23 protein-coding genes and 1 riboswitch are annotated in these 26,970 nt (G+C 67.5%); of the genes, 12 read left to right on the plus strand and 11 right to left on the minus strand.

Annotated features, from left to right (window positions below):
* Nucleotide 1: 1 nt before the first annotated feature.
* The 3 genes from SFB74_RS29375 to SFB74_RS29385 all read right to left on the minus strand — a co-directional run bounded on the left by SFB74_RS29375 (nt 2) and on the right by SFB74_RS29385 (nt 4,553).
* Nucleotides 2-1,624, minus strand: coding sequence for a carboxyl transferase domain-containing protein (locus SFB74_RS29375; RefSeq protein ID WP_432727932.1), 1,623 nt, complete (start codon nt 1,622-1,624; stop codon nt 2-4).
* On the minus strand, nt 1,621-3,303 hold the full coding sequence (locus SFB74_RS29380) for an AMP-binding protein (protein ID WP_432727933.1): 1,683 nt from the start codon (nt 3,301-3,303) through the stop codon (nt 1,621-1,623). The genes SFB74_RS29375 and SFB74_RS29380 overlap by 4 nt, the downstream gene beginning before the upstream one ends.
* A gap of 77 nt (nt 3,304-3,380) precedes the next feature.
* The gene (locus tag SFB74_RS29385; protein ID WP_432727934.1) at nt 3,381-4,553 is read right to left on the minus strand and encodes an isovaleryl-CoA dehydrogenase; all 1,173 of its coding nucleotides are present in this window, start codon (nt 4,551-4,553) and stop codon (nt 3,381-3,383) included.
* A 143-nt stretch (nt 4,554-4,696) separates the two neighbouring features.
* Here SFB74_RS29385 and SFB74_RS29390 point away from each other — a divergent pair, with 143 nt between their 5' ends.
* Nucleotides 4,697-5,725 carry an AraC family transcriptional regulator gene (locus SFB74_RS29390; protein ID WP_432727935.1) on the plus strand — a complete coding sequence of 343 codons (1,029 nt, stop codon included), beginning with the start codon at nt 4,697-4,699 and terminating at the stop codon, nt 5,723-5,725.
* Between the two features lie 6 nt (nt 5,726-5,731).
* Here SFB74_RS29390 and SFB74_RS29395 read toward each other — a convergent pair whose 3' ends face one another.
* The 7 genes from SFB74_RS29395 to SFB74_RS29425 form a co-directional block, all read right to left on the minus strand.
* Nucleotides 5,732-6,196, minus strand: coding sequence for a hypothetical protein (locus tag SFB74_RS29395; protein WP_432727937.1), 465 nt, complete (start codon nt 6,194-6,196; stop codon nt 5,732-5,734).
* Nucleotides 6,197-6,239: 43 nt separating this feature from the next.
* Complete coding sequence (locus SFB74_RS29400; RefSeq protein ID WP_432727938.1) at nt 6,240-6,566, minus strand: thioredoxin family protein; 327 nt, start codon at nt 6,564-6,566, stop codon at nt 6,240-6,242.
* Nucleotides 6,567-6,631: 65 nt separating this feature from the next.
* Nucleotides 6,632-7,324 carry an HAD family hydrolase gene (locus SFB74_RS29405; protein ID WP_432727939.1) on the minus strand — a complete coding sequence of 231 codons (693 nt, stop codon included), beginning with the start codon at nt 7,322-7,324 and terminating at the stop codon, nt 6,632-6,634.
* A 723-nt stretch (nt 7,325-8,047) separates the two neighbouring features.
* Nucleotides 8,048-8,818 (minus strand): SDR family oxidoreductase, encoded by a 771-nt coding sequence (locus tag SFB74_RS29410; protein WP_093205966.1) that lies wholly within the window; start codon nt 8,816-8,818, stop codon nt 8,048-8,050.
* Between the two features lie 71 nt (nt 8,819-8,889).
* On the minus strand, nt 8,890-9,810 hold the full coding sequence (locus tag SFB74_RS29415) for a pseudouridine synthase (RefSeq protein WP_432727940.1): 921 nt from the start codon (nt 9,808-9,810) through the stop codon (nt 8,890-8,892).
* Nucleotides 9,807-11,120: a leucine-rich repeat-containing protein kinase family protein gene (locus SFB74_RS29420; RefSeq protein ID WP_432727941.1), complete on the minus strand. Its 1,314-nt coding sequence runs from the start codon at nt 11,118-11,120 to the stop codon at nt 9,807-9,809. The genes SFB74_RS29415 and SFB74_RS29420 overlap by 4 nt, the downstream gene beginning before the upstream one ends.
* A 9-nt stretch (nt 11,121-11,129) precedes the next feature.
* Nucleotides 11,130-12,200: an MBL fold metallo-hydrolase gene (locus SFB74_RS29425; RefSeq protein WP_432727942.1), complete on the minus strand. Its 1,071-nt coding sequence runs from the start codon at nt 12,198-12,200 to the stop codon at nt 11,130-11,132.
* Between the two features lie 122 nt (nt 12,201-12,322).
* Between SFB74_RS29425 and SFB74_RS29430 the strand changes: the two genes are divergently transcribed.
* The 8 genes from SFB74_RS29430 (at nt 12,323) to iaaH (ending at nt 21,592) form a co-directional block, all read left to right on the plus strand.
* Entirely contained in the window at nt 12,323-12,757 is a 435-nt protein-coding gene (locus SFB74_RS29430; protein WP_432727943.1) for a MerR family transcriptional regulator, read from the plus strand.
* Nucleotides 12,758-12,784: 27 nt separating this feature from the next.
* Nucleotides 12,785-13,522, plus strand: coding sequence for a carbonate dehydratase (can, locus tag SFB74_RS29435; RefSeq protein ID WP_432727944.1), 738 nt, complete (start codon nt 12,785-12,787; stop codon nt 13,520-13,522).
* A 43-nt stretch (nt 13,523-13,565) separates the two neighbouring features.
* Entirely contained in the window at nt 13,566-15,386 is a 1,821-nt protein-coding gene (aceK, locus tag SFB74_RS29440) for a bifunctional isocitrate dehydrogenase kinase/phosphatase (protein ID WP_432727945.1), read from the plus strand.
* Nucleotides 15,387-15,449: 63 nt separating this feature from the next.
* On the plus strand, nt 15,450-16,634 hold the full coding sequence (locus tag SFB74_RS29445; protein WP_432727946.1) for an acetyl-CoA C-acyltransferase: 1,185 nt from the start codon (nt 15,450-15,452) through the stop codon (nt 16,632-16,634).
* Between the two features lie 87 nt (nt 16,635-16,721).
* Nucleotides 16,722-17,972 (plus strand): glutamate carboxypeptidase, encoded by a 1,251-nt coding sequence (locus SFB74_RS29450; protein ID WP_432727947.1) that lies wholly within the window; start codon nt 16,722-16,724, stop codon nt 17,970-17,972.
* A gap of 43 nt (nt 17,973-18,015) precedes the next feature.
* Nucleotides 18,016-19,146 (plus strand): acyl-CoA dehydrogenase family protein, encoded by a 1,131-nt coding sequence (locus SFB74_RS29455; protein WP_432727948.1) that lies wholly within the window; start codon nt 18,016-18,018, stop codon nt 19,144-19,146.
* Nucleotides 19,143-19,982 carry a metallophosphoesterase gene (locus tag SFB74_RS29460; protein WP_432727949.1) on the plus strand — a complete coding sequence of 280 codons (840 nt, stop codon included), beginning with the start codon at nt 19,143-19,145 and terminating at the stop codon, nt 19,980-19,982. The genes SFB74_RS29455 and SFB74_RS29460 overlap by 4 nt, the downstream gene beginning before the upstream one ends.
* A 98-nt stretch (nt 19,983-20,080) precedes the next feature.
* The gene (gene iaaH, locus SFB74_RS29465; RefSeq protein ID WP_432727950.1) at nt 20,081-21,592 is read left to right on the plus strand and encodes an indoleacetamide hydrolase; all 1,512 of its coding nucleotides are present in this window, start codon (nt 20,081-20,083) and stop codon (nt 21,590-21,592) included.
* Between the two features lie 17 nt (nt 21,593-21,609).
* Here iaaH and SFB74_RS29470 read toward each other — a convergent pair whose 3' ends face one another.
* Complete coding sequence (locus SFB74_RS29470) at nt 21,610-22,359, minus strand: response regulator transcription factor (protein ID WP_432727951.1); 750 nt, start codon at nt 22,357-22,359, stop codon at nt 21,610-21,612.
* A 131-nt stretch (nt 22,360-22,490) separates the two neighbouring features.
* Between SFB74_RS29470 and SFB74_RS29475 the strand changes: the two genes are divergently transcribed.
* The 3 genes from SFB74_RS29475 to thiC all read left to right on the plus strand — a co-directional run bounded on the left by SFB74_RS29475 (nt 22,491) and on the right by thiC (nt 26,926).
* Nucleotides 22,491-24,314 (plus strand): hybrid sensor histidine kinase/response regulator, encoded by a 1,824-nt coding sequence (locus SFB74_RS29475; protein ID WP_432727952.1) that lies wholly within the window; start codon nt 22,491-22,493, stop codon nt 24,312-24,314.
* Nucleotides 24,315-24,384: 70 nt separating this feature from the next.
* Nucleotides 24,385-24,804, plus strand: a complete 420-nt coding sequence (locus SFB74_RS29480; protein ID WP_432727953.1) for a YchJ family protein — start codon at nt 24,385-24,387, stop codon at nt 24,802-24,804.
* Nucleotides 24,805-24,845: 41 nt separating this feature from the next.
* A riboswitch (TPP riboswitch) is annotated at nt 24,846-24,951 on the plus strand.
* Between the two features lie 91 nt (nt 24,952-25,042).
* Complete coding sequence (gene thiC / locus SFB74_RS29485) at nt 25,043-26,926, plus strand: phosphomethylpyrimidine synthase ThiC (RefSeq protein ID WP_432727954.1); 1,884 nt, start codon at nt 25,043-25,045, stop codon at nt 26,924-26,926.
* The last annotated feature ends 44 nt before the right edge of the window (nt 26,927-26,970 follow it).

The following is a 26,970-nucleotide window of genomic DNA, read 5'->3' on the forward strand; positions in this document are numbered from 1 at the left end:
CTCACATCCGGAAGATGCCGAACTTCGGCTCCGGCACCGGTGCGTTGCGCGCGGCCGCGAGACCCAGCGCCAGCACGCGACGCGTGTCGGCCGGATCGATGATGCCGTCGTCCCACAGCCGCGCGGTGGCGTAGTAGGGGTGGCCCTGGTCTTCGTACTGCTGGCGGATCGGCGCCTTGAAGGCTTCTTCCTCTTCCTTGCTCCAACTGCCGCCCTTGCCCTCGATGCCGTCGCGCTTCACCGTGGCGAGCACGCTCGCGGCCTGCTCGCCGCCCATCACGCTGATGCGCGCGTTGGGCCACATCCAGAGGAAGCGCGGGCTGTACGCACGGCCGCACATGCCGTAGTTGCCGGCGCCGAAGCTGCCACCGATGATGATCGTGAACTTGGGCACGTTGGCGGTGGCCACCGCCGTCACCATCTTGGCGCCGTGGCGCGCGATGCCTTCGTTCTCGTACTTCCGGCCCACCATGAAGCCGGTGATGTTCTGCAGAAACACCAGCGGGATCTTGCGCTGGCAGCACAGCTCGATGAAGTGCGCGCCCTTTTGCGCCGATTCGGAGAACAGGATGCCGTTGTTGGCGACGATGCCCACCGGCATGCCTTCGATCTCCGCGAAGCCGCACACCAGCGTGGCGCCGAAGCGTGCCTTGAACTCGTGGAACTCGCTGCCGTCGACGATGCGCGCGATGATCTCGCGCACGTCGAATGGCTTGCGCGTGTCGGTGGGAATCACGCCGTAGAGCTCTTCGCGCGGGAATGCTGGCTCGCGCACCGCGGCTTTCGCCGGGGCCTCGGCCGCCTTGGCGTTGAGGTTCGCCACCGCCGAGCGCGCGAGCGCCAGCGCATGCAGGTCGTTCTGCGCGAGGTGGTCGACCACGCCTGACAGGCGCGTGTGCACGTCGCCGCCGCCCAGATCCTCGGCCGTCACCACCTCGCCGGTGGCCGCCTTCACCAGCGGCGGGCCGCCCAGGAAGATGGTGCCCTGGTTCTTCACGATGATCGATTCGTCGCTCATCGCGGGCACGTATGCGCCGCCGGCCGTGCAAGAGCCCATCACCACCGCGATCTGCGGGATGCCCTGGGCGCTCATGTTGGCCTGGTTGTAGAAGATGCGGCCGAAGTGCTCGCGGTCGGGGAACACCTCGTCCTGGTTCGGCAGGTTGGCGCCGCCCGAGTCGACGAGGTAGATGCACGGCAGGCGGTTCTGCTCGGCGATCTCCTGCGCGCGCAGGTGCTTCTTCACCGTCATCGGGTAGTAGGTGCCGCCCTTCACCGTGGCGTCGTTGCAGACGATCATGCAGTCCACGCCGTTGACGCGGCCGATGCCCGCGATGATGCCGGCGCCGGGTGCGGATTCAATGCCCTTGCCGTCGAGGTACATCGCATGCGCAGCCAGCGGCGCGATTTCCAGGAACGGCGTGCCCGGGTCGAGCAGCTCGGCCACGCGGTCGCGCGGCAGCAGCTTGCCGCGCGCCGTGTGCTTGGCGCGCGCGGCTTCGCCGCCGCCCTGCTCCACTTTCGCGAACTGCGTGCGAAGGTCGTCGACCAGCGCGCGCATGGCGGCGGCGTTGGCCTGGAAGTCCGCCGAGCGGGCGTTCAGTTTGGTCTCGAGTTGGCTCATGCTGTCTTTTCCTGGCTCAGGCCGAGCTGCTCGGTCATGGCGTCGCGGATCTTGAATTTCTGGATCTTCCCGGTCACCGTCATCGGGAACTCGCTCACGAAGCGGATGTACTTCGGCACCTTGTAGTGCGCGATCTGGCCCTTGCAGAACTCGCGGATGTCTTCCTCGGTGGCGCTCTGGCCCGGCTTCACGATGATCCAGGCGCACAGCTCCTCGCCGTACTTGCGGTCGGGCAGGCCGACGACCTGCACGTCCTGCACCTTCGGGTGGCGGTACAGGAACTCCTCGATCTCGCGCGGATAGATGTTCTCGCCGCCGCGGATCACCATGTCCTTGATGCGCCCGACGATGTTGACGTAGCCCTCGGCGTCCATGGTGGCGAGGTCGCCGGTGTGCATCCAGTGCTCGGCGTCGATGGCCTCGCGGGTCTTGGCCTCGTCGTCCCAGTAGCCGTGCATCACCGAGTAGCCGCGCGTGCACAGCTCGCCCGACTTGCCCGGCGGCATGACGGCACCGGTCTCGGGGTCGACGATCTTCACCTCCAGGTGCGGCTGCACCGTGCCCACGGTCGACACGCGGCGGTCGAGCGGCGTGTCGGTGCTGCTCTGGCAGCTCACAGGGCTGGTCTCGGTCATGCCGTAGGCGATGGTGATCTCGCTCAGGTGCATCTCGCTGACCACGCGCTTCATCACCTCGATGGGGCACGGCGAGCCGGCCATGATGCCGGTGCGCAGCGTCGACAGGTCGAACCCCTTGAAGCGCGGATGGTCGAGCTCGGCGATGAACATGGTCGGCACGCCGTGCAGGCCGGTGCACTTCTCGGCCTGCACCGTCTCCAGCACGGTGAGCGGATCGAAGCCGTCGTTCGGGTACACGATGGCCGAGCCGTGCGTGAGGCAGGCGAGGTTGCCCAGCACCATGCCGAAGCAGTGGTACAGCGGCACCGGAATGCACAGCCTGTCGACCGGCGAGAGCTTCATGCACTCGCCGATGAAGAAGCCGTTGTTCAGGATGTTGCGGTGCGTGAGCGTCGCGCCCTTGGGAAAGCCCGTGGTGCCGCTGGTGAACTGGATGTTGATCGGGTCGGTGGCCTTCAGCGTCTTCTGCACCTGCGCGACGCGCGGGTCGCTGGCGTCGCCGCTTGCGAGAAGCTGCGAGAAGCGCTGCATGCCGGGCTGCTCGGCGCCCTCGCCCGGCTTCGCATCGATCCAGAAGGTGTGAGCCAGCTGCGGCAGGCGTTTCGGGCCCAACTCACGCAGCATGCCGAGGTAGTCGCTGGTCTTGAACTGCGCCATCGTCACCAGCGCCTTGCAGCCGACCTTGTTGAGCGCGTATTCGAGCTCGGAGGTGCGATACGCCGGGTTGATGTTGACGAGGATCAGGCCGGCCTTCGCGGTGGCGATCTGCATCAGCACCCACGGCACGTTGTTGTGCGACCAGATGCCGACGCGGTCGCCGGGCTCGAGGCCCAGCTTCAGCAGCGCGCTGGCGAGGCGGTTCGACTCGGCCTGCAGCTCGCGGTAGGTATAGCGCCTGCCTTCATGGCGGCTGACGAGCGCCTCGCGATCCGGCTGCTTCGCGACCATGTCGTCGAAGAAATCGCCGATGGGTTGTTCGATCAGGGGGACGTCGGTGGCGCCCTTGCCGTAGCTCTCGGTCAACGAAGCAGTCATGCTCATTTCCTTCCTTGTCTCCGTTCGCTCTCTTCGCCTTTCGTCCCTGCCCGGTTCATGTCCAGGGGCAGGGAGAAAACATCCTATGCCGTCTCTGCGAAAAGCTCGCGGCCGATCAGCATGCGGCGGATCTCGCTCGTGCCCGCGCCGATCTCGTACAGCTTGGCGTCGCGCCAGAGGCGCTCGACCGGAAATTCCTTGGTGTAGCCCACGCCGCCCAGCGCCTGGATCGCCTCGCCGGCCATCCACGTCGCCTTCTCGGCCGAGTACAGGATGGCGCCGGCCGCGTCCTTGCGGAAGGTGCGCGCATGGTCGTTGCGGTCGCAGGCCTTGCCCACGGCGTACACGTAGGCGCGCGTGGCCTGCCAGGTCGAGTACATGTCGGCGATCTTGCCCTGCATGAGCTGGAACTCGCCGATGCTCTGGCCGAACTGCTTGCGCTCGTGGATGAAGGGCAGCACCGAGTCCATGCACGCGGCCATGATGCCCAGCGGACCGCCCGAGAGCACGGCGCGCTCGTAGTCGAGGCCGCTCATCAACACCTTGGCGCCCATGCCTTCACCGCCGAGCACGTTCTCTTCGGGCACTTCGCAGTTGTCGAAGAACAGCGGGAAGGTGTTGGAGCCGCGCATGCCGAGCTTGTCGAGCTTGGTGCCGGCGGAGAAGCCCTTGAAGTTCTTCTCGACGATGAAGGCCGTCATGCCGCGCGCGCCCATCTCGGGCTCGGTCTTGGCGTAGATCACCAGCGTGTCGGCGTCGCCGCCGTTGGTGATCCACATCTTTCCGCCGTTGAGCACGTAGTAGCCGTTCTTCTTCTCGGCCTTGAGCTTCATGCTCACCACGTCGGAGCCGGCGTTGGGCTCGCTCATGGCCAGCGCACCCACATGCTCGCCGCTCACCAGTTTGGGCAGGTATTTCTTCTTCTGCGCGTCGCTGCCGTTGCGGTGGATCTGGTTCACGCACAGGTTGGAGTGCGCGCCGTACGACAGGCCCACCGAGGCCGAGGCACGCGACACCTCTTCCATGGCCACGATGTGGGCCAGGTAGCCCAACTCGGTGCCGCCGTACTCTTCCTTCACCGTCATGCCGTGCAGGCCGAGGTCCCCGAGCTTCTTCCACAGGTCGTGGGGGAACAGGTTTTCGCGGTCGATGTCGGCGGCGCGGGGGGCGATCTCGTTCGCGGCGAAATCCTGGATCGCGCTGCGCAGCGAGTCGATGGTCTCGCCCAGGTCGAAGTTCAGGCCGGGATCGTGCATGGGGTTTGTCTCCTCTGAGGGGTCGGCGCGCAGAGCTACCCGCGCGGAATGGCGCTTGCTTGAAAGACCGCAGCTTACGCTTCGCCGTTCCTCAATTGGCGCCACAATGGTTGCAAATTGCGCCACGACCGATCCGCCAAGCCATGTCTGCCCCGTCGTTCCTCCGACCCACCCGCGCCGTCACGCCGATGGCCTTCGTGAGAGCCATCGTGCAGGCCTACGAGCGCTACGGCAAGGACCCCGCGGAGGCCCTGAAGGCGGCACAGATCACGCCGCGCGAACTGGCCCGGCCGGGCGCGCGGGTGACGGCCGCGCAGTTCGAGGCGCTGTCCGGCCACGCCATGCAGGAACTCGACGACGAGACCCTGGGCTGGTTCTCGCGGCGGCTGCCCTGGGGCAGCTACGGCATGCTGTGCCGCGCCTCGCTGACCTCGCCCAACCTGGGCGTGGCCCTGAAGCGCTGGTGCCGCCACCACCGGCTGCTGACCGACGACATCGGCTTGTCAATCGACGTGGCCGGCGGCGTTGCCACGCTTCGCATCGCCGAAAAACGCCCGCTGGACGAGGCTTTCCGCGAATTCTGCATGGTGACCATCCTGCGCTTCGTGCACGGCTACATGTGCTGGGCCATCGACTCGCGCATCTCGCTGCGCCACGCGGCCTTTCCGTTCGCCGCGCCACCGCACAGCGACGCCTACCCGCTGATGTTCACGCCCGACGTGCGCTTCGGCGCACCGCAGGCAGGTATCGCATTCGACGAACGCTACCTCGCCCTGCCGCTGCAGCGCGACGAACGCGCGCTGCGCACCATGCTCAAGCGCGCGCTGCCGCTGACCATCCTGCAGTACCGGCGCGACCGCCTGCTGGGCCAGCGCGTGCGCGAGCTGCTGCGCTCGCGCGCCGGCGAAGCGACCACCGCCGAGGCGCTGGCCGCGCTGCTCAACGTGTCAGGCCGCACGCTGCACCGGCAGCTGCACGAGGAAGGCACGTCGCTGCAGGTGCTGAAGAACGAGGTGCGCCACGAGATGGCGGTCGACCAGCTTCGCCGCACCACGCGGCCGATCAAGCAGGTGGCGCTGGCGGTGGGGTTTCGCAACGAGAAGAGCTTTTCACGTGCCTTTCTGCAATGGACGGGGCAGGCGCCGCGCGACTTCAGGCAGCAGGGCAAGTGAACAGGATCAGGCGGTCTTTTCTTCGCGATCCCGCAGCAGGCCCTCGAACGCGGAGACCTGCCACGCGAACTCTTCCGCGAAGGCGTCGGGATCGGTGATCGCGTAGGCGCCATAGGCATAGACCATGGCGTAGGCCGCGTACTCCGCCGCCTGCAGCGCGCGTCCGGCCACCGCCTGGTAGACGGCATAGGTCGCGGACACCGCTGCATGGGCCGTTCCGTCGATGGAACGCGAGCCAGGATGGCTGCCCGCCACCACAGCCATGCGCTGCTGCGCCGATGCCAGCGCGGCAGCATCGGCATGACCATCGACAAAGGCACCGAGCGTGTCGAGGCCGCTCAACGCTTCGGGCGACTCCAGCAGGTGCCTCACGCGCTGCGCGCACATGAAGCCGAAGCGAAACCGCAACGGGGCGTTGGCCTCCGCATCGATATCAGCCGCCCTGGCGAGCCGCTGGAGTTCCGTATTCATGTCGGGCGCCCTTTCTCGGTGGATAGAGCATCGCCTGCTGTGCTCAGGCGGGCGTGTCGATCAGTGCCAGCGCGTCGGCGATGGACTTGCTGTCCTCCGGACGCACCAGCTTCGCGACTTCCTTGCCGTCGCGCATGAACACCAGCGTGGGCCACAGCCGCACGTTGAACGAGCGACCCAGTGGCCGGCCGCTGCCGTCTTCCACCTTGATGCGCGGCACGTTCGGGTACTTGGCGAATGCCTCGGCGATGTTCGGCTGCGCGGCCTTGCAGATGCCGCACCAGTTGGTGCCGAACTCGACCACGGCGGGCCCGGTGAGCCCGTCGATCTCGCTGCGGTCGGGCTGCTCGGTTTTGTATTCGGAGGTCATGGGGTTTGCTTGCTTCCTGCCTGCGGCTCGGGGGTTGGCTCGGTTCCCCGCATTCCAACAGAAACTCAGGCCGCCTGCAGCCCGTAGCCCGAAAGCAGCGCGGGCAATTCGGCCATGTCGCTGAACACCCTCACCGCGCCCACGCTCAGCAGCGGCCCGGGGCCGCTGTGGCCCGATTCGCCAGTGCTGTAGCCGAACACCGTCGCGCCAGCCGCCACGCCGGCCATCGCGCCGGTGACCGTGTCCTCGACGATGGCGCAGCGCGCGGGGTCCACGCCCAGTGCCTTCGCGGCGGCGAGGTACACATCGGGATGAGGCTTGGAGCGCGGCATCTCGTGGCCGCTGAAGATACGGCCCTCGAAGTATTCGAGAAGGCCGACCTTGGCGAGCTGCAGCTCGACCTTGTGGCGGTCGGCGCCCGAGGCGCAGGCGATGCGGCCATCGAGCATGGCGTGGATCTCGCGGATGGCTTCTGGAGCACGCGGGATGGCGACGAGGTCGCGCTCCAGGGCCTCGTTGCGGCGGGCGCGGAAGGTCTTCAGCCAATCGTCGGTGATCTTGAAGCCGGTCTTCGATTCGATCAGCGCGGCTTCGTCCTTCACGGCCTTGCCGGTGAAGGTGTTCATCGATTCTTCGGTGGTGATTTGCCAGCCTAGCTCGCCGAGCATTTCGGCGAGGACGCGGTTGGTGATGGGTTCGGAGTCGACGAGGACGCCGTCGCAGTCGAAGAGGACTGCGGAGAAGGGGAAAGGGGTCATTGGGTTGGGGCTGACTTGGACTGCCTTGATGGTAGCAATCGACTCTTGGGGTGATTTTCTTTCCCGGGGCCGGGTCTCGGCCCGGCGGCCGACCTACTTTTCTTTGCTTCGCCAAAGAAAAGTAGGCAAAAGAAAGGCGACCCTACTGTCTGCGTCCCTCCGCTTCGCTACGGGCAACCTGCGGTGCTCGACGTAGGAGGGGGTCCGCAGAACTCGCTTCGCTCAGACAGCTGCGGCCCTGATCCCTCCTACGTCTGCGCTCCTCGGCGCAGCCAGAAGGGAGTTGGAGACCGAGCAGGCCATCGCTGCGCTCGGCCTTCTGAACGGCCTAGACTGGCCTTCGCTTCGCTCGGCCGGAGATTCAAGTCCCTTGGCTTCACCAAACCCAGCGCTTCATTGCTTCATTCCAAGCACAGCAAGCGCGAAGCGCTTGCTGTGCCTTGGGGGCCGAGCAACGCGATGGCCCGCGCGTCTCCCCTCCCCTCTGGCTGCGCCGAGGAGCGCAGCGTTTCGCGGATCAGGGCTCGCAGCTGTTTGAGCGAAGCGAGTTCTGCGAGACCCCGCGAAACGCGAGCACCGCAGGTTGCCCGCAGCGAAGCGGAGGGTCGCAGACAGTGGGGTCGCCTTTTCTTTGCCTACTTTCTTTTGGCGAAGCAAAAGAAAGTAGGTCCGCCGCCGGGCGGAACTCCCGGCCCCGGGAAGCAAAACCCCAACAAGCACCACTCAACGAGCGTGAGTAACCCCTCCATCCACCACCAACGTAGACCCCATCACATAGTCCCCTGCCCGCGAAGCAAGGTAAATAGCAGCCCCAGCCATATCCTCCGGCACCCCGATCCGCCCAGCCGGAATCCGCCCCTTGATCTCATCCCCATGATCCCGGGCAACCTTGTTCATGTCCGAAGCAAACGCCCCAGGCGCAATCGCACTGACCACGATGCGGTCCTGCGCGAGCCGCAGCGCCATGCGGCGCGTGAGCTGGATCAGCCCCGCCTTGCTCGCCGCATAGGAGTACGTCTCCTGCGGATTGATCGAGATCCCGTCGATCGACGCGATGTTGATCACCTTCGCCAGGTGGTCCGTCGCGGCCTTCTTGAGCATGGGCGTCAGCGCCTTGGTCAAAAAGAAAGGCGTCTTCAGGTTCAGGTCCACCACCTTGTCCCAGCCGCTCTCTGGAAACTCCTCATACGGCGCGCCCCAGGCGGCACCGGCGTTGTTCACGAGGATGTCCAGCGAGCCTTCGTGCTTCGCATAGGCATCGACCAGCGCCTGCGCGCCTTCCACCGTCGACACGTCGGCCGGCAGCGACACGCAGTGCCCGAAGGCCGACAGCTCCTTCGCCGTTTCGTCGCAGGCCGCGGCCTTGCGCGCCGAGATGTACACGCGCGCGCCTTGGGCCAGGAAGCCCTCGGCGATCATGCGGCCGATGCCGCGCGAGCCGCCGGTGATCAGCGCGGTGCGGCCCTTCAGCGAGAAGAGTTGGGTGGTGTCCATGGTGCGGATGTCTCCTGAAAGAGTGATCTGGTTCAGGAAACGAGCTTAGTGCGCGCGACGCCGCGCGCGCGTCACCTCGGTGTCAGCAGCAGGCTGCGGGGGCTGGTGAAGCTGCGCGGCGCCCCGGTCACGGGGTCGACGAACTCCAGCGACCGGGCCAGCAGCTGCATGGGCTTGCCGAAGTCGTCGGCGCCCTCGGGCAGCAGCACCGGGTAGATCGGATCGTTCACGATCGGCATGCCCAGCGCCATGCAGTGCACCCGCAGCTGGTGCTTGCGGCCGGTGATGGGCGACAGCCGCAGCAGCGCATGGCCGCCGTGCACGTTCAGCACTTCGATGCGGGTCTCGGAGTTGGGCTCGCCTGGCTCTTCGCGCACGCGCATGAAATGGTCGTCGTCGACCAGCCGACTGCGGTAGACCTCCGGCACCGACGACACGCCCTCGTGCCACGGCACCACGGCCTCGTAGTGCTTGGTGATGCGGCGTTCGGGAAACAGGGACTGGTAGGCTCCACGCGTCGCGGGCTTCACCGAGAACAGCACCAGCCCGGAGGTGCTGCGGTCGATGCGGTGCAGCGGCACCAGGTCGTCGAGCCCCAGCTTGCGCTTGAGGCGCACCAGCAGGCTTTCCTTCAGGTACTTGCCCTTGGGCGTCACGGGCACGAAAGGAGGCTTGTCGACGACCAGCAGCTGGTCGTCCTGGAACACGACCTGCTCCTCGAAAGGAATGCTCGCCTCGCCGTCGAGCGTGCGGTAGTAGTACACACGCAGCGGCGACTGGTAGCGGCGCGCGGCGGTCACGGGCACGCCGTGCTCGTCGACGACGTCTCCCGCCTCCATACGTTCCAGCCAGGCTTCGGGCGTGATGATGGGAAAGCGCTCGATCAGGAATTGGGCAATGGTCGGCCATGGGCCGTACGGCAGGCCAACGCAGCTCGGGCCTACGCCGTCGCGCGTGGGCAGCGGCATCTGGGCGGGCCGGCGGCGGGTCATGGCTGAGGTGCGTGCTGCTGCAGCACCGACAACGTCTCGGCGAACGTGGGGCGTGTCGCCGCGTCCGGCTGCAGGCAGCGCTCTTTCAATGCCACCAATTCCGGCGACGGCGTGTCGGTGCAGCGGTCGAGCAGTTCTTCCAGCAGGCAGCCGAAGGCGCGCACTTCCAGCGACTGGAATGCCCGTGTCTGCCCGGCGTCGAGCGCACCTGTGAGCCATCCCGCGCCGAAGTCGCCAAGCCGGCCGCCGCCTTGCGCGTGCCACAGGATGTTGTGCGCGTAGAGGTCGCCGTGAAGAATCCCTCGCGCATGCAGATGCTGCATGGCCGAGGCGATGTCGCGGGCGATGCGCAGCGCCACGCCGGTCGTCCACTCCGCTTCCTCGGCGTAGACGTCGCGCGTGCACGATGCAAGGCTTGGCGGCCCCGCGAGGGTGGCGAACGCGGGATCGACCAGCGCCATCACCAAGCCCTCGGTGCCTTCGGGGTGTCCGTCGATGCGGCTCTGCGCGGCGATCAACGTGGGGTGCGCACCGGCCGCGATGCTGGCGGCCATTTCGCTGTGCGGCCAGCCGTCGCTGGTGACCGCGCCCTTGAAGAGCTTGACCGCCACCGGCCGTGAATCAGCGCCGAGGGTCGCCCGATGGATCACGCCCGATGCGCCTTCGCCGAGCTTTTCGCCCAGCGTGAGCTCGCTCCAGTCGACGTGCGGCACCGAGCGTGCGGCGATGGCGGCATCCTCGGCCTGCGTGTCGAAGGGATTGCCCGCGCAGGCGAGCCACGACAGGCGAGGCAGCGTCGGCAGCCACGCGGGCAGCGTCTCGAAGCGGTTGGCCGAGATGCGCAACAGTTCGAGCTGAGCGAAATTCGCCATCGATTCAGGCAGCGTGCGCAGGCGATTGCCGGCGAGCATCAGCTTCTGCATCCGGGCGCATGCGCCTAGCGAATCGGGAAGCTCCTCGATCTCGTTGTCGGTGAGGATCAGCCAGCGCAGCGAAGGCGGCAGCGCATCGGCCGGCACGGTACGGATGCGGTTGGCCTTGAAGCCCACGATGTCGAGGCCGTGGCAGCGGCCTATCGATTCGGACAGCGTGGTGAAGCGATTGTCCGAGCAGAAGAGCACGCGCAGCCTGTGCAGGCGATGCAGGTCGTCGGGCAGGGTGTCAAGCGCATTGCCCGACAGGTTCAGCACCTCGAGCGAATCGGCAAGGTCGAAGACCTCGCGCGGAAACTCGGTGAGTCCGCAGGAGAGGTCGATCCGGGTAGCGCCTGCCAGCCGGCCCGCGCGCAGCTGAGCCAGCGTGTCGTTCATGCGGCGAGTCTAAGCCGTCGTGACCTTCGGTCCGAAGCGGTAGATGCCGTCCTTGCCCAGCTCGCGTCGCACCTGGCCCGCGAACCAAAGCAGGTGAAGGTGGGCCACGGTCTCGCCCATCGCAAAGGTCATCTGGTGCAGGTCGAGTTCGCGCTTGAACAGGATCGGCAGGCCCTCGGCGGCCGTCAGCGCGCGCGCCGTGCAGGCTTCGAGCAGCTCGGCGAGCCGGTCGCGGTGGTGCTCCTGCAGCTGCTCGACGCGGCGATGGATGCCCCGGAACGGCTTGCCGTGCGAGGGTAGGCCCAGCGCGTCGGCCGGCAGCGACTTGAACCGCTCGATGCTGTCCAGGAAGAGGCGCAGCGAGTTCGCCTCGGGCTCGCCAGCATGCACGCTCACGTTGGTGGAAATGCGCGGCAGCATCATGTCGCCGCCCAGCAGCAGCTTGAGCTCGTCGCAATACAGGGAGATGTGCTCGGGCGCGTGGCCGTAGCCGCTGATGCAGCGCCAGTCGTGGCCGCCGATGCTCACGGTGTCGCCGTCGAGCATGCGCACGAAGCTGTCGGGCACCGAAGGCACCATGTTCGCGTAGTAGTTGGTGCGCGCGCGGATCTTGGCGACCGCCTCGGGGTCGGTCAGCCCGTGCGAGGCGAAGAAGCGCGCCGCCTGTTCGCCGCCCGCCAGGGTGTCGCCGGCGGTGCTGAGCACGCGGGCCACGTGGTAGTCGGTCGAGCTGATCCACAGCGGCGCGTTCCAGCGCTTGCACAGCCAGTCGGCCAGGCCGATGTGGTCGGGGTGCATGTGCGTGACGATGACGCGCAGGATCGGCATGCCCTGCAGTTGCGTCTCGAACACCTGCTCCCATTGCGCGCGCGCCTCGTCGCGGGCGATGCAGCAGTCGACCACCGTCCAGCCCTCGACGCCGTCGATGCTGTCGCGCAGCAGCCAGAGGTTGATATGGTCGAGCGCGAAGGGCAGCCGCATGCGGATCCAGCGCACGCCGGGTGCCACTTCCAGGGCCTGGCCGGGCTCGGGGAGCGTGTCGCCGAGGGGGTAATGGAGTTCGCGTTCGAGGAGGTTCATGTAAGATTGACGTTTACGTAAACGTCATGAGTCAAGGGCACCATTGTAGGGATCGCGGCGCAAACCTGCTGTCGCGCCCGTAACGCCCCCCGAACAAGGCCTTTTTTTCCGTCACCGTCGTCATGCCCGCGCAGACCTTCACCATCAGCCAGCTCGCGAAGGAATTCGACCTCACCACGCGGGCCATCCGCTTCTACGAGGACATGGGCCTGCTCACGCCCGAGCGCGCCGGGCTGCAGCGCATCTACAGCACGCGCGACCGGGCCCGGCTCACCCTCACGCTGCGCGCCAAGCGCCTGGGCCTGAGCCTGACGGAGGCCAGGGACATCCTCGACATGTACGACAGCCCGCGCGACACCGTCCCGCAGCTGGAGCGGTTCCTCGGCGTGCTGGGCGCCCACCGGGCCCAGCTCGAAGCGCAGCTGGCCGAACTGCAGGCCAACCTCGCCGAGGTGAAGGAGCACGAGAAGAAGGGGCGGGCAACACTCGCCAGAGCGCAGAAAACCAAGGCACAGAAGGCCGGCAAGGCCCCCAGACCGGCCGAAGCCAAGGCCTGATACACGTCTCATCGACAATATCCGACTATGTCCGAAAAATCCGACAACCTCGACGACCTCTTCGCCCACAACCGCGCCTGGTCCGCGCAGATGGAACGCGACCGGCCCGGCTTCTTCACCGGCCTGGTGAAGCAGCAGACGCCGCGCTACATGTGGATCGGCTGTTCCGACAGCCGCGTGCCCGCCAACCAGATCACCGGCCTGGAGCCGGGCGAAGTGTTCGTGCACCGCAACGTCGCCAACATCGTGGTGCACTCCGACCTCAATGCGCTCTCGGCGATCCAGTTCGCGGTGGAGCACCTGAAGGTCGAGCACATCATGGTCGTGGGCCACTACGGCTGCGCGGGCGTGAAGGCTGCGTTGAGCGGCAAGCGCATCGGCCTGGCCGACAACTGGATCCGCCACATCCAGGACGTGCGCGACCGCCACCACGTGATGCTGGAGAGCCTGCCCGACGAGGATGCACGCGTCGATGCGCTGTGCGAGCTCAACGTGGCCGAGCAGGTGGTGAACGTGGCCGTCAGCACCGTGATGGTCGATGCCTGGGCGCGCGGCCAGAAGGTCCGGATCCACGGCTGGACCTTCGGCGTGCACGACGGCCTGCTGCAGGACCTGGGCCTGAGCGTGGACGGCACCCAGCCGCTCGACGCCGCCTACAAGGCCACCGTGCAGCGCATCCGCCACAAGTGGAGCAAGCCCGGAGAAGTGGTGAAGTCGATCTCGGCACAACCCAAGGCCACGGCACCCGGCTCCGAAAAGGCCTGATCCCGGGCGGCCTGCTGCCTTCCATCCGCCCCTTCGCTTCGTCATGTTCCCGCAGCGCCTCGACTCGCCGCTGGCCTACGACATCGCGAAGGCGATGATGGACGGCTTCAACCGGCACTACCGGTTGTTCAGGGCCGAGTCGGCGCGTGCCAAGCACCGCTTCGAAACCGCGGACTGGCACGGCCAGCAGCGCGCGCAGCGCGAGCGCATCGAGTTCTACGACCTGCGCGTGAGCGAGGCGGTGGCCCGGCTCGAGAAGGAATTCAAGGCGGGCGACCAGCCCATGGACGTGTGGCACCAGATCAAGCTGCACTACATCGGCCTGCTGGTGGACCACCACCAGCCCGAGCTGGCCGAGACCTTCTTCAACTCGGTCACCACGAAGATCCTGCATCGCGCGTACTTCCAGAACGACTTCATCTTCGTGCGCCCGGCCATCAGCACCGAGTACATCGAGCCGCGCGGCGCCCCCACCTACCGCCCCTACTACCCCAAGCCCGAGACGCTGGCCGACACCGTCGAGCAGATGCTCGACGACTTCGCGCTGCTCGGCAATTTCGCCAGCAAGCGGCGCGACGCGGAGCGCGTGGCGCACGTCATCCTGAGCCGCTTCAACCAGGTCAAGCTGCGCGCCAACTTCCAGCTGCAGGTGCTGTCGGGCCTGTTCTTCCGCAACAAGGGCGCGTACGTGGTCGGCAAGATCATGAACGGCTTCACCGAGATCCCGTTCTCGCTGCCCATACTGCACGACAGCCACGGCCGGTTCTACATCGACGCGGCGCTCTTCGGCGAAGACGACCTGCAGATGCTCTTCAGCTTCGCGCGGGCCTACTTCATGGTCGACATGGAGGTGCCCTCGGCATGGGTGCAGTTCCTGCGCTCGCTCATGCCGCGCAAGCCGCGTGCCGAGATCTACAACGCGCTGGGGCTGGCCAAGCAGGGCAAGACGCTCTTCTACCGCGACTTTCTTTCCCACCTGAACTACTCGAGCGACCGCTTCCGCATCGCCCCCGGCATCAAGGGCATGGTGATGCTGGTGTTCGACCTGCCCTCGTTCCCGTTCGTCTTCAAGGTCATCAAGGACTTCTATCCCCCGCAGAAGGACACCACGCGCGAGCAGATCAAGGGCAAGTACATGCTCGTGAAGCAGCACGACCGCGTGGGCCGCATGGCCGACACGCTGGAGTACAGCGACGTGGGCTTCCCGCTCGACCGCTTCGAGCCCGAACTCATCGAGGAAATCCGCAGGTTCGCGCCCAGCCAGCTCGAGATCGGCGACCGCGACGGCAACGGGGAAATGGAAGTCGTGGTGAAGCACGTCTACATCGAGCGGCGCATGATCCCGCTGAACATCTACCTGCAGGAAGCCTTCGATACGCTGGCCAACCCCGAGAGCCCGGCGCACGCGAAGCGCGCGAAGGACCAGCTCGAGCATGCGGTCGTCGAATACGGCAACGCCATCAAGGACATGGTGGCCGCCAACATCTTCCCCGGCGACATGCTGTGGAAGAACTTCGGCGTCACGCGCGGCGGCAAGGTCGTGTTCTACGACTACGACGAGATCGAATACGTCACCGACTGCAAGTTCCGCAAGGTGCCCGCGCCGCGCAACGAGGAAGACGAGATGAGCGGCGAGATCTGGTACTCGGTGGGCCCGAAGGACGTATTCCCCGAGACCTTCGAGCCCTTCCTGCTGGGCAACAAGGACGTGCGCGCGGCCTTCATGGCGCACCACGCCGACCTGCTCGACGCCGCCTTCTGGCAGCACCACAAGGAGCGCATCCAGGCCGGGCAGATGCTGGACGTGTTCCCGTACGAAGAGTCGCAACGCTTCCGGCACGAAGGGCACGCCACGCACTTCTGACCGACCGCTTTCATTTCTTTCCGATTCCGCTTCCACATCACTGAATTACCGAAGGAGACCTCCATGTCCGAATCCATCGTCATCGTCGGCGCCGCCCGCACCCCCATGGGCAGCTTCCAGGGCGACTTCGCCTCCCTCTCCGCGCACGACCTCGGCGGAGCGGCCATCAAGGCCGCCATCGAGCGCTCGGGCGTCGCGCCCGACAGCGTGGGCGAGGTGCTCTTCGGCAACTGCCTGATGGCCGGCCAGGGCCAGGCCCCAGCGCGCCAGGCGGCCTACAAGGGCGGCCTGCCCGACAGCGCGGGCGCGGTCACGCTCAGCAAGATGTGCGGCTCGGCCATGAAGGCCGCGATGCTCGCGCACGACCTGCTGCTGGCCGGCACGCACGAGGTGATGGTGGCCGGCGGCATGGAAAGCATGACCAACGCGCCCTACCTCATGCTCAAGGGCCGCGGCGGCTACCGCATGGGCCACGACCGCATCTTCGACCACATGATGCTCGACGGCCTGGAAGACGCCTACCAGCCGGGCCGCTCGATGGGCACCTTCGGCGAGGACTGCGCCGCCAAGTACAAGTTCACGCGCGAGCAGCAGGACGCTTTCGCCATCGCCAGCGTCGAGCGCGCCAAGAAGGCCACAGACACCGGTCTCTTCAAGGACGAGATTGCGCCCGTCACCGTCAAGGGCCGCGGCGGCGACACCGTGATCTCGGTCGACGAAGGCCCGGGCAAGGTCAAGCTCGACAAGATCCCCACGCTCAAGCCCGCGTTCAAGAAGGAGAACGGCACCATCACCGCCGCATCGAGCTCGTCGATCAACGACGGCGCGGCCGCGCTGGTGATGATGACCGAATCGCACGCGAAGAAGATCGGCGCGAAGCCCATCGCCCGCGTCGTCGGCCATGCCACGCACGCGCAGCAGCCCGAGTGGTTCTCCACGGCGCCCGTCGGTGCCGTGCAGAAGCTCTTCGCCAAGACTGGCTGGAAGGCGCGCGACGTCGACCTGTGGGAGGTGAACGAAGCCTTCGCCGTGGTGCCGATGGCGCTGATGCACGAACTCGACGTGTCGCACGACATCGTCAACGTGCACGGCGGCGCCTGCGCGCTGGGCCACCCGATCGGCGCCAGCGGCGCGCGCATCATGGTCACGCTGATCCACGCGCTGAAGGCACGCGGCAAGACGCGCGGCGTGGCCACCCTGTGCATCGGCGGGGGCGAAGGCACCGCAGTGGCACTCGAATTGCTATAAGAGCAGGGCCGGGAGCGTCCGAGCACGGACTCTCCCGGCTTTTTTCATCCAGACATCCAAATAGAAATGCGTAGAGCAGGAGATTTCATGCGCCCATCCATCCACCGTACCGCCCTTGCCGCCTTGCTGGCCACCGCCTTCCTGGCACCTGCCGCCAGCTGGGCCCAGAAGCGCGACAACGTGCTGTTCCAGGCCGCCACCGACGAGCAGCCCGCGGTGATCAAGACGCTGGAGAAGCTCGTCAACATCGAGACCGGCACCGGTGACGCCGAGGGCATCGCCGCCGCCGGCAACTACCTCGAGGGCGAGCTCAAGAACCTGGGCTTCACCGTCACGCGCAGCAAGTCGGCCGGCCTCGTGGTGGGCGACAACATCGTGGGCAAGATCAAGGGCCGCGGCGGCAAGAACCTGCTGCTGATGTCGCACATGGACACGGTGTACCTGAAGGGCATCCTCGCGAAGGCGCCGTTCCGCGTCGAGGGCGACAAGGCCTACGGCCCCGGCATCGCCGACGACAAGGGCGGCAACGCGGTCATCCTGCACACGCTCAAGCTGCTGAAGGACTACGGCGTGCGCGACTACGGCACCATCACCGTGCTGTTCAACACCGACGAGGAAAAAGGCTCCTTCGGCTCGCGCGACCTGATCCAGGAAGAAGCCAAGCTGGCCGACTACGTGCTCTCCTTCGAACCCACTAGCGCCGGCGACGAAAAGCTCTCGCTGGGCACCTCGGGCATCGCCTACGTGCAGGTCAACATCACCGGCAAGGCCTCGCATGCGGGTGCTGCGCCCGAGCTGGGCGTGAACGCGCTGGTCGAGGCCTCCGACCTGGTGCTGCGCACGATGAACATCGACGACAAGTCGAAGAACCTGCGCTTCAACTGGACCATCGCCAAGGCCGGCAACGTCTCGAACATCATCCCCGCGAGCGCCACGCTGAACGCCGACGTCCGCTACGCGCGCAACGAAGACTTCGACGCCGCCATGAAGACGCTGGAAGAACGCGCGCAGCAGAAGAAGCTGCCCGAAGCCGATGTCAAGGTGATCGTCACGCGCGGCCGCCCGGCCTTCAATGCCGGCGAAGGCGGCAAGAAGCTGGTCGACAAGGCCGTGGCGTACTACAAGGAAGCCGGCGGCACCCTGGGCGTGGAAGAGCGCACCGGCGGCGGCACCGACGCCGCCTATGCCGCGCTCTCGGGCAAGCCCGTGATCGAAAGCCTGGGCCTGCCGGGCTTCGGCTACCACAGCGACAAGGCCGAGTACGTGGACATCAGCGCCATTCCGCGCCGCCTGTACATGGCAGCGCGCCTGATCATGGATCTGGGCGCCGGCAAGTAAGCAAGAAGCAAGAAACGCAAAGAAGAAAACTGGAGACAACGCCATGCTGCTCAGCGCAGACCAGGAAGCCATCCGCGACGCGGTGCGCGACTTCTCGCAAGCCGAACTCTGGCCCAACGCGCCGAAGTGGGACCGCGAGCACAGCTTTCCCAAGGAGGCCCACAAGGGCCTCGCGGCGCTGGGTGCCTACGGCATCTGCGTGTCCGAGGAGCATGGCGGCGCGGGCCTCGACTACCTCACGCTTGCGCTGGTGCTGGAGGAAATCGCGGCCGGCGACGGCGGCACCAGCACCGCAATCAGCGTGACCAACTGCCCGGTCAACGCCATCCTCATGCGTTATGGCAACGCGCAGCAGAAGAAGCAATGGCTGGAGCCGCTGGCGCAGGGGCAGATGCTCGGCGCCTTCTGCCTCACCGAGCCGCAGGCCGGCAGCGATGCATCCAGTCTGCGTACCACGGCGCGCAAGGACGGCGACGGCTACGTGATCGACGGCGTGAAGCAGTTCATCACGAGCGGCAAGAACGGCCAGGTGGCCATCGTCATCGCGGTGACCGACAAGGGCGCCGGCAAGCGCGGCATGAGCGCGTTCATCGTGCCGACCGATGCGCCCGGCTACAACGTGGCTCGCCTCGAAGACAAGCTGGGCCAGCACAGCAGCGACACCGCACAGATCAACTTCGACGGCTGCCGCATTCCGCGCGAGAACCTGATCGGCGCGGAGGGCGAGGGCTACAAGATCGCGCTCGGCGCGCTGGAGGGCGGGCGCATCGGCATCGCTGCGCAGAGCGTGGGCATGGCGCGCAGCGCCTTCGACGCCGCGCTGGCCTATGCCAAGGAGCGTCAGGCCTTCGGCGGTTCGATCTTCGACCAGCAGGCCGTGGGCTTCCGCCTCGCCGAGTGCGCGACGCAGATCGAGGCCGCGCGCCAGCTGATCTGGCACGCGGCGAGCCTGCGCGATGCCGGCCTGCCCTGCCTGAAGGAAGCCGCCATGGCCAAGCTCTTCGCCAGCGAGATGGCCGAGCGCGTGTGCAGCGCGGCCATCCAGACGCTGGGCGGCTATGGCTACGTGAACGACTTCCCGTTGGAGCGCATCTACCGTGACGTGCGTGTATGCCAGATCTATGAAGGCACGTCGGACATCCAGAAGCTGTTGATCCAACGCGCGCTGGCGTGAGCGAACGCCGGAGGCGACGTCCGGGCTGGTGGTACGCCGCGGCATTCGTGCTCGCGGTGCTGGCCGTCTGGAGCTTCGCCATCGAGCCGCGCTGGGTGGCCGCGCGCGTCGAGCCCCTGGGCTCGGAACAGTGGCAAGCGCCCGCAGGCCTGAAGGTCGCCGTGGCGGGTGATTGGCATCTCACCACGCGCTCCGCATGGCGCATCACCAGCGTCGAGCGCGCCACACGCATCGTCGGCCAGATCAACGCGGCGCAGCCCGACGTGGTGCTGCTGCCCGGCGACTTCCTCGCGGGCACGGGCGAGGACGACGAGCCCCTGCCCATCGAGGACATGGCTGCCGTCCTCGGCAAGCTGAAGGCGCCGCAGGGCGTGTACGCCGTGCTCGGCAACCATGACTGGTGGCACGACGGCCAGCGCACCGCGAAGGCACTTGCCGCGCAGGGCATCCGCGTGCTGGAGAACGCCTCGGTGCGCCTGCCGGGGCACGACATCTGGGTGGTCGGCATCGGCGACCATTCCACCGGCCATTCGGAGCCCATGCGCGCGCTGGCCGGCGTGCCGCCCGGTGCCGCGACGCTGGTCATGATGCACGACCCCTTCAGCTTCGCGACCATGCCTCGCACGCGGGGCCTCGTGGTCGCCTCGCACACGCATGGCGGTCAGGTGAGCATTCCCGGCTACGGCGCGCTGGTCGTGCCCGGCGCCGCTCCGCGCGAGTGGGCCTATGGCTGGATCACGCACAAGGACAGGCGCATGTACGTCACCAGCGGGCTGGGCGTCAGCATCCTGCCGGTGCGCTTCAACATGCGCCCCGAGTGGGTGATGTTCCGCTAGAAGCACGGCAGCGCCCGCGCCTGTCATCGGTTTCGACGACAGACAGCCGCGCGCCGCGGGCGCAGCATGGCGGCCTTCTCTTGTCGGAGGTCCTTGCCATGCCCATCTCGAAGAAAGCTCCAGCAACGCTGGCCCTGTTGTTCCTCGGTGCTTCCGTGCCGGCCGTGTTCGCACAGCCCGCGGCGCCAGACATCGCCACGCTCACCGCCAGCGAGGCGGTTCGCCAGCTGTGCGCGGGCACCGTCACCAGCGAGCAGCTGGTCACGGCCTACATCGCGCAAGCCAAGGCGAAAGCGAACCTCAACGCGTTCATCACCCTCGACGAGGCCGGCGCGCTGAAGCAGGCACGCGCGGCCGACGCACTGCGCAAGCGCGGCGGCGCATGCAAGCCGCTCGCAGGGCTGCCGGTGGCCATCAAGGACAACATCCAGGTGCAGGGCCTTCCCGCGACGGCCGGCACGCCCGCGCTCAAGGGCTTCGTGCCCGCCGCCGACGCGCCGGTGGTCGCGAAGCTGCGTGCCGCCGGCGCCATCGTGCTCGGCAAGACGAACATGCACGAGCTGGCCTTCGGCGTCACCGGCTACAACCCCGCCTTCCAGACCGGCCCCGACGTGGGCGTGCGCAATGCCTACGACCCGGGCCGCATCGCGGGCGGATCGTCGTCGGGCAACGGCACGGCGCTGGGCGCGCGAATGGCACCCGCCGCGCTGGGCACCGACACGGGCGGCTCGGTGCGCATTCCCTGCGCATTCAACGGCTGCGCCTCGCTGCGTCCGTCGGTGGGACGCTATCCGCAGCAGGGCATCGCCCCGATCTCGCACACGCGCGACACGGCCGGGCCGATGGCGCAGTCGATGGCCGACGTGGCGCTGCTCGACAGCGTCATCGCCGGCGGCGCACCACCGAAGCCCGCGGACCTGAAGCGCGTGCGGCTCGGCATCGTGCCGGCCTTCCACGCCAACCTCGATGCCGACACGCGCTCCGCCACCGACGCGGCGCTCGAGAAGCTGCGCGCCGCCGGCGTCACGCTGGTGAATGCCGAGATGCCCAAGCTGATGGAGCTCAACGGCGCCGTCGGCTTCCCGCTCGCACTCTACGAGGCGAACGACGACATGGCGGCCTACCTCGCGAAGTACCGCACCGGCGTCGACATCGCGCAGCTCACGGCCGGCATCGCGAGCCCCGACGTCAAGGGCACCTTCGAAGCCTTCGTGATCCCGCGCAAGCTGCCGGCGCCAAATGGTGTGGTCGATGCGAAGCCGGTCTACGACAACGCGATGCGCGTCGCGCGCCCCGCGCTGCAGAAGCTCTATCGCGACACCTTCACGAAGAACAGGCTCGACGCGCTGGTGTTCCCGACGGTGCCGCGCGTGGCCCTGCCGGCCGCGCCGGAAGCCAGCAGCCCGGAGAACTTCGGCGCGCTGATCCAGAACACCGACCCGGGCAGCAACGCCGGCATTCCGGGCGTGCAGCTGCCTTCGGGCATCGGCGCGACGACGGGGCTGCCGGTGGGCCTCGAGCTGGACGGCCCCGCCGGCAGCGACCGCAGGCTGCTGGCGGTGGGCCTCGCGGTGGAGAAGGTGCTGGGCCGGCTGCCGGCGCCGAAGTAACTGGCGGCGGGCGCCAGTCAGCGCGCGGTGGGCGACGTCCAGCCCGCCAGCGCCGAGCGGCGCTCGATGCCCAGCTTGTCGAAGATGCGGCGCAGGTAGGTGCGCACGGTGGGCACGCTCACCGCCATGCGCCGCGCGATCTCCTTGTCGGTGAGGCCTTCGCGCACGCAGCGCGCCACCTCCTGCTCGCGCGCGCTCAGCAGCGCATCGGAAGCGGGAGCACGCGGTGGGATGGCAGCTGCTGCGGCGCGCTGCGCCCGCTGCAGCGCTCCCGCGAACGCAGGCTCGATCAGGTCCAGCAGCGCCTTCTCGTGATCGCCGAAATCGCCGCGCCCCTTGCGGCGCCAGATGCGCAGGTCGCCCAGCGCGTGGTCGCCCTCGAAGGCATGCAGGTTCATTCCCCAGTGCAGCCCGTCGCGCGCGAGGAAGTCGTTGAAGAACGGGGTGCGCATCAGCTCGCGCTGCGGCATCACCTCGGTCACGCGCGTGGCGCGGCGGCGCGACTGCAGCACGAAGGTGATCGGGTCGTGGTGCTGGTGCCACCGCGCGTAGCTGTCGAGGTTCGCCGGGTCCATGTGCAGGGCCACGCGCGAGCCGAAGCTGCCGCTTCCGGCGTCCCACACGAAGGAGGCGAACTGGTCCGCGTGCAGCAGGTCGAGCAGCGCGCGGCCGAGGCGCTCGCGGATCTCCTGCTCGCCGCGGTCGTCCTCTGCCAGCAACGCGAAGACGCCGCGCAGGGCCTGTTGTTCGGGGGCTGTGAGGTACATCGCGGGCTTTCTCGATGGGCTTGTGTAACGCTAACGTTTAGCAAGCGCCGCGCCAATGGTGGATGCCCTCGGGCTGCCCGAAGGCCGTGCAATGCGCGCAAAATCGGACGCCGGGTTCAAGTCCGTCGTCCATGCAGTCGCCCTCTCCCAGCTCCACGCGCGCCCCTGTTCCGGGGTCGATGCTGCGGCGCCTGCGCGACTACTGGGTCGAGTCGCCCAACCCCAATCCGCTGGTCGACCAGAGCCTGGCACGGGCCTACGTGAGCGACACCTACGACACGCCGCTGATGGCGGCCAGCGTCGCCGCCATCTTCTGGATCACTTTTCTCGTGCTCACGCACAACCCCGGCGCGCTGGTGTGGGGCCTGCTGGTGCACACCTCGCAGTGGCAGCGGCACCGCCACCTGCGCCGATTCGATCCCGCGAGCATCGACACCGCCAACGCGGTGCGCATGCGCCAGCAGCTGGAAGTGCGCATGCTGGTGCCGGGGCTGATCTGGGGGCTGGCGCCGTGGCTCTTCTTTCCGCACGACAACCTGACGCTGATCCTGCTGATGTACTTCTTCATCAGCGGCGTCTCGAGCGTGGTCATCGCGGCGCTCGCGCAGTGGTGGCTGGCCGCGCTGTGCTTCAGCGTGCCGATGTTCCTCGGCATGGCGCTGCGGCTGGTGGTGGAGCCGGGCAGCGTGACCTTTCTCATGGGCTGCCTGGTGGTGTCGCAGATGTTCGCGGCGCTCTACTACGCACGCAAGCAGAACCGGCTGATCGTGCGCTCCATCGAGCACGGCTTCGAGAACGCGCGGCTGGCCGACGCGCTCGCGCGCCAGCTCGACCACGTGGCCCAGCTCGCGGCGCAGCGGGCACGCATCTTCGCGGCCGCCAACCACGACCTGCGCCAGCCGATGCACGCGCTGGCGATCTTCGTCGACGCGCTCGACACCCGCAGCGCGCCGAGCGCCGACAACCTGCGCTTCATGCGCGACAGCGTCGACGCGCTGCGCGGCTCGGTCGATGCCCTGCTCGACATCGCGCAGCTCGACGGCGGCGTGGCGCCGGTACGGCTGGAGCCCCTGGCGCTGGACCCGGTCTTCGAAGTGCTGAACGGCCGCTTCGCGGCGCTGGCCGATGCCAAGGGCCTCGCGCTGCGCATCCGCCCGACCGAGGCGGTGGTGCGCGCCGATGCGCGCATGCTCGCGCGGCTGCTCGGCAATCTCGTGGACAACGCCATCAAGTACACGCCCGAGGGCACCGTCTTCGTCTTCGCGCGCCGGTTGCACCGTTCGCCCGAAGGCGTGCCGGCATGGCGCATCGAGGTGCGCGACTCGGGCGTGGGCATCGAGGCGCGGCACCAGGCGCATGTGTTCGAGGAGTTCTTCCAGGTCGACAACCCGGGTCGCGACCGCAGCCGCGGGCTCGGGCTGGGCCTGTCGCTGGTGGCGAGCATGGCGCAGGCAATGGGCTCGCGCATCGAGGTGCGTACCGCGCCGGGGCGCGGCAGCACCTTCTCGCTGGTGCTGGAGGAGGCAACGGTACCTACCGGTGCGTTCGGCCAGCAAGCCGGCGAAGAGACGATTGCCCCCGTCCCCGATGCGGTCCTGGCGCCGATCCGCATCCTCGTGCTGGACGACGAGGAGCCCGTGCGCGAAGCGATGCGCTCGCTGCTGTCGGGCTGGGGCCACGAGGTCGCGCTGGCCTCGAACCCGCGCGAAGCCCTGCAGCACGGCGGCGTGTTCGACCTGATGCTGAGCGACCTGCGGCTGGGCAGCGGCCTCTCGGGCCTCGCCGCGGCGCAGGCCCTGCAGGCAGTGGGCAAGGCGCGCAACGTGGTCATCCTCACAGGCGAGACCGCGCACTCGACGCGGACCGAGGTCGAGCGCGCTGGCTATGCGCTGATCTACAAGCCGGCGGACGCGCAGGCCCTGCAGGAGGCCATCGCCGCGAGCCGGCCCTCGTAGCCCGCTTCTGGCGGTCTCCGGGCTTGCCCTGTCGGCACCCGGGCCGCGAGGTGTTCCAATAGCGGTCTTCATGAGTGCCTCCGACCCCATCGCCGGGCCCTGCCCGTGCGGCCGAACCGACCGCCGCGACAAGCCCATCGCCCATGCCCTGTGCTGCGGCCGCTATCTCGACGATTTCGACAACACGCCCGCGCCCGACGCCGAATCACTGATGCGTTCGCGCTATTCGGCCTTCGTGCTGGAACGCGGCGAGTACCTGCTCGCCACCTGGCATGCATCGAAACGGCCGGCCTCCATCGAGTTCGAACCGGGCGTCAGGTGGCTGGGGCTGGACGTGCGTTCGCGCTCCGTGCTCGACGCGGACCATGCCGAGGTCGAGTTCGTGGCGCGCCAGCGCGGCCCCTCCGGCGCCGCCACGCGCCTGCACGAGCGCAGCCGCTTCGTGCGCGAAGACGGACGCTGGTACTACGTCGACGGCGACCTGCGGTAACAACCCGCGGGTTGACTCGCCGGGCCGGGGCTCGCACAATCGGCCCCGCTCCGGGGTGCACGCATGTGGCGTGCTGAGATGGCAAAGCTGCCGACCCGCGAACTTGATCCGGGTCATACCGGCGTAAGAAGAGCTGCACTCCCTGACTCCGGTCCGTCACTCCCCCTTCCGTGACGGGCATCCCGAAGTCCACCGAGCGATTGCGGAGCACCCTTTCCCTCAACAAGGAGTGCCTCCGATGAATGCCCCCGACAAGTTCACCTCGCTGCTCACGCTGACGCGCGAGCCCTTTCCCGCGTCGCACAAGTGCGTGATTCCGGGCAGCCGGCCCGACCTGTTCGTGCCCGTGCGAGACGTGCAGCTGACCAACGGCGAGACCGTGTCGCTCTACGACACCTCGGGCCCGTACACCGACCCGAAGGTCGAGATCGACGTGCGCCGCGGCCTGCCGGACGTGCGCGGCGCGTGGATCGCCGAGCGCAACGACACCGAGAGCTACGAGGGCCGCATGCACCATGCGCTGGACGACGGCGCGAAGAACGAAGACCGCGACGCCCAGCGCCTCGCCGAACTGCGCGCCGGCGCCTCGGCGCTGCAGCGCACGCCGCGCCGCGCGAAGTCGGGCGCCAACGTCACGCAGATGCACTACGCGCGCCGCGGCATCGTCACGCCCGAGATGGAGTACGTGGCCCTGCGCGAGAACGGCAAGCGCGAGTGGATGGCCGAATACCTCGCCAACGAAGAGCGCGCGAAGCGCGTGGCGGGCAACCCGATGGGCGCGAGCATTCCGCGCATCATCACGCCCGAGTTCGTGCGCGACGAAGTGGCGCGCGGCCGCGCGATCATTCCGGCCAACATCAACCACCCCGAAGTCGAGCCGATGGCCATCGGTCGCAACTTCAAGGTGAAGATCAACGCCAACATCGGCAACTCGGCCGTCACCTCGAGCATCGAGGAAGAGGTCGAGAAGCTGGTGTGGGCCATCCGCTGGGGCGCGGACAACGTGATGGATCTTTCCACCGGCAAGAACATCCACACCACGCGCGACTGGATCGTGCGCAACAGCCCCGTGCCGATCGGCACCGTGCCCATCTACCAGGCGCTCGAGAAGGTCGGCGGCGTGGCCGAGGACCTCACCTGGGAGATCTACCGCGACACGCTGATCGAGCAGGCCGAACAGGGCGTCGACTACTTCACCATTCACGCCGGCCTGCGCCTGCCGTTCATTCATCTCACGGCAAACCGCATGACGGGCATCGTGTCGCGCGGCGGCTCGATCATGGCCAAGTGGTGCATCGCGCATCACAAGGAGAGCTTCCTCTACACGCACTTCGAGGACATCTGCGACATCATGAAGGCCTACGACGTGAGCTTCTCGCTCGGCGACGGCCTGCGTCCCGGCTCGGGCGCCGACGCCAACGACGAGGCCCAGTTCGCCGAGCTGCGTACGCTGGGCGAGCTCACGCAGATCGCGTGGAAGCACGACGTGCAGACCATGATCGAGGGCCCGGGCCATGTGCCGATGCACATGATCCAGTCGAACATGGACGAGCAGTTGAAGCACTGCCACGAGGCGCCGTTCTACACGCTGGGGCCGCTGACCATCGACATCGCGCCGGGCTACGACCACATCGCCAGCGCGATCGGCGCGGCCATGATCGGCTGGGCCGGCACCGCGATGCTCTGCTACGTGACGCCGAAGGAGCACCTGGGGCTGCCCGACCGCGACGACGTGAAGCAGGGGATCATTGCCTACAAGATCGCCGCGCATGCAGCGGACGTGGCCAAGGGACACCCAGGAGCGCGCTCGCGCGACGACGCGCTGAGCAAGGCGCGCTTCGAGTTCCGCTGGCAGGACCAGTTCAACCTGGGCCTCGACCCCGACACGGCGCGCGAATTCCACGACGAGACCCTGCCGAAGGATTCGAGCAAGGTGGCGCACTTCTGCTCGATGTGCGGCCCCAAGTTCTGCTCGATGAAGATCACCCAGGAGGTGCGCGAATACGCCGCGAAGAAGGGCGTGGCCGAGGATCAGGCCATGAGCGAAGGCATGGAAGAGAAGTCGAAGGAGTTCATGGCAGGCGGGGGGGAGATGTACATCCCCATCAAGGCCGTGTCCTGAGGCTTCCGCCCGAGGCCGGGAGCACCGGCCTCGCCCACCTCGAC

Source organism: Variovorax xiamenensis (assembly GCF_050916385.1).
Lineage (GTDB): Bacteria > Pseudomonadota > Gammaproteobacteria > Burkholderiales > Burkholderiaceae_C > Variovorax.

What these genes read in the sequence shown, in the direction of transcription:
- SFB74_RS29375 (WP_432727932.1), bottom strand. Translation starts at nt 1,624, where the DNA reads ATGAGCCAACTCGAGACCAAACTGAACGCCCGCTCGGCGGACTTCCAG.
- SFB74_RS29380 (WP_432727933.1), bottom strand. Translation starts at nt 3,303, where the DNA reads ATGAGCATGACTGCTTCGTTGACCGAGAGCTACGGCAAGGGCGCCACC.
- SFB74_RS29385 (WP_432727934.1), bottom strand. Translation starts at nt 4,553, where the DNA reads ATGCACGATCCCGGCCTGAACTTCGACCTGGGCGAGACCATCGACTCG.
- SFB74_RS29390 (WP_432727935.1), top strand. Translation starts at nt 4,697, where the DNA reads ATGTCTGCCCCGTCGTTCCTCCGACCCACCCGCGCCGTCACGCCGATG.
- SFB74_RS29395 (WP_432727937.1), bottom strand. Translation starts at nt 6,196, where the DNA reads ATGAATACGGAACTCCAGCGGCTCGCCAGGGCGGCTGATATCGATGCG.
- SFB74_RS29400 (WP_432727938.1), bottom strand. Translation starts at nt 6,566, where the DNA reads ATGACCTCCGAATACAAAACCGAGCAGCCCGACCGCAGCGAGATCGAC.
- SFB74_RS29405 (WP_432727939.1), bottom strand. Translation starts at nt 7,324, where the DNA reads ATGACCCCTTTCCCCTTCTCCGCAGTCCTCTTCGACTGCGACGGCGTC.
- SFB74_RS29410 (WP_093205966.1), bottom strand. Translation starts at nt 8,818, where the DNA reads ATGGACACCACCCAACTCTTCTCGCTGAAGGGCCGCACCGCGCTGATC.
- SFB74_RS29415 (WP_432727940.1), bottom strand. Translation starts at nt 9,810, where the DNA reads ATGACCCGCCGCCGGCCCGCCCAGATGCCGCTGCCCACGCGCGACGGC.
- SFB74_RS29420 (WP_432727941.1), bottom strand. Translation starts at nt 11,120, where the DNA reads ATGAACGACACGCTGGCTCAGCTGCGCGCGGGCCGGCTGGCAGGCGCT.
- SFB74_RS29425 (WP_432727942.1), bottom strand. Translation starts at nt 12,200, where the DNA reads ATGAACCTCCTCGAACGCGAACTCCATTACCCCCTCGGCGACACGCTC.
- SFB74_RS29430 (WP_432727943.1), top strand. Translation starts at nt 12,323, where the DNA reads ATGCCCGCGCAGACCTTCACCATCAGCCAGCTCGCGAAGGAATTCGAC.
- can (WP_432727944.1), top strand. Translation starts at nt 12,785, where the DNA reads ATGTCCGAAAAATCCGACAACCTCGACGACCTCTTCGCCCACAACCGC.
- aceK (WP_432727945.1), top strand. Translation starts at nt 13,566, where the DNA reads ATGTTCCCGCAGCGCCTCGACTCGCCGCTGGCCTACGACATCGCGAAG.
- SFB74_RS29445 (WP_432727946.1), top strand. Translation starts at nt 15,450, where the DNA reads ATGTCCGAATCCATCGTCATCGTCGGCGCCGCCCGCACCCCCATGGGC.
- SFB74_RS29450 (WP_432727947.1), top strand. Translation starts at nt 16,722, where the DNA reads ATGCGCCCATCCATCCACCGTACCGCCCTTGCCGCCTTGCTGGCCACC.
- SFB74_RS29455 (WP_432727948.1), top strand. Translation starts at nt 18,016, where the DNA reads ATGCTGCTCAGCGCAGACCAGGAAGCCATCCGCGACGCGGTGCGCGAC.
- iaaH (WP_432727950.1), top strand. Translation starts at nt 20,081, where the DNA reads ATGCCCATCTCGAAGAAAGCTCCAGCAACGCTGGCCCTGTTGTTCCTC.
- SFB74_RS29470 (WP_432727951.1), bottom strand. Translation starts at nt 22,359, where the DNA reads ATGTACCTCACAGCCCCCGAACAACAGGCCCTGCGCGGCGTCTTCGCG.
- SFB74_RS29475 (WP_432727952.1), top strand. Translation starts at nt 22,491, where the DNA reads ATGCAGTCGCCCTCTCCCAGCTCCACGCGCGCCCCTGTTCCGGGGTCG.
- SFB74_RS29480 (WP_432727953.1), top strand. Translation starts at nt 24,385, where the DNA reads ATGAGTGCCTCCGACCCCATCGCCGGGCCCTGCCCGTGCGGCCGAACC.
- thiC (WP_432727954.1), top strand. Translation starts at nt 25,043, where the DNA reads ATGAATGCCCCCGACAAGTTCACCTCGCTGCTCACGCTGACGCGCGAG.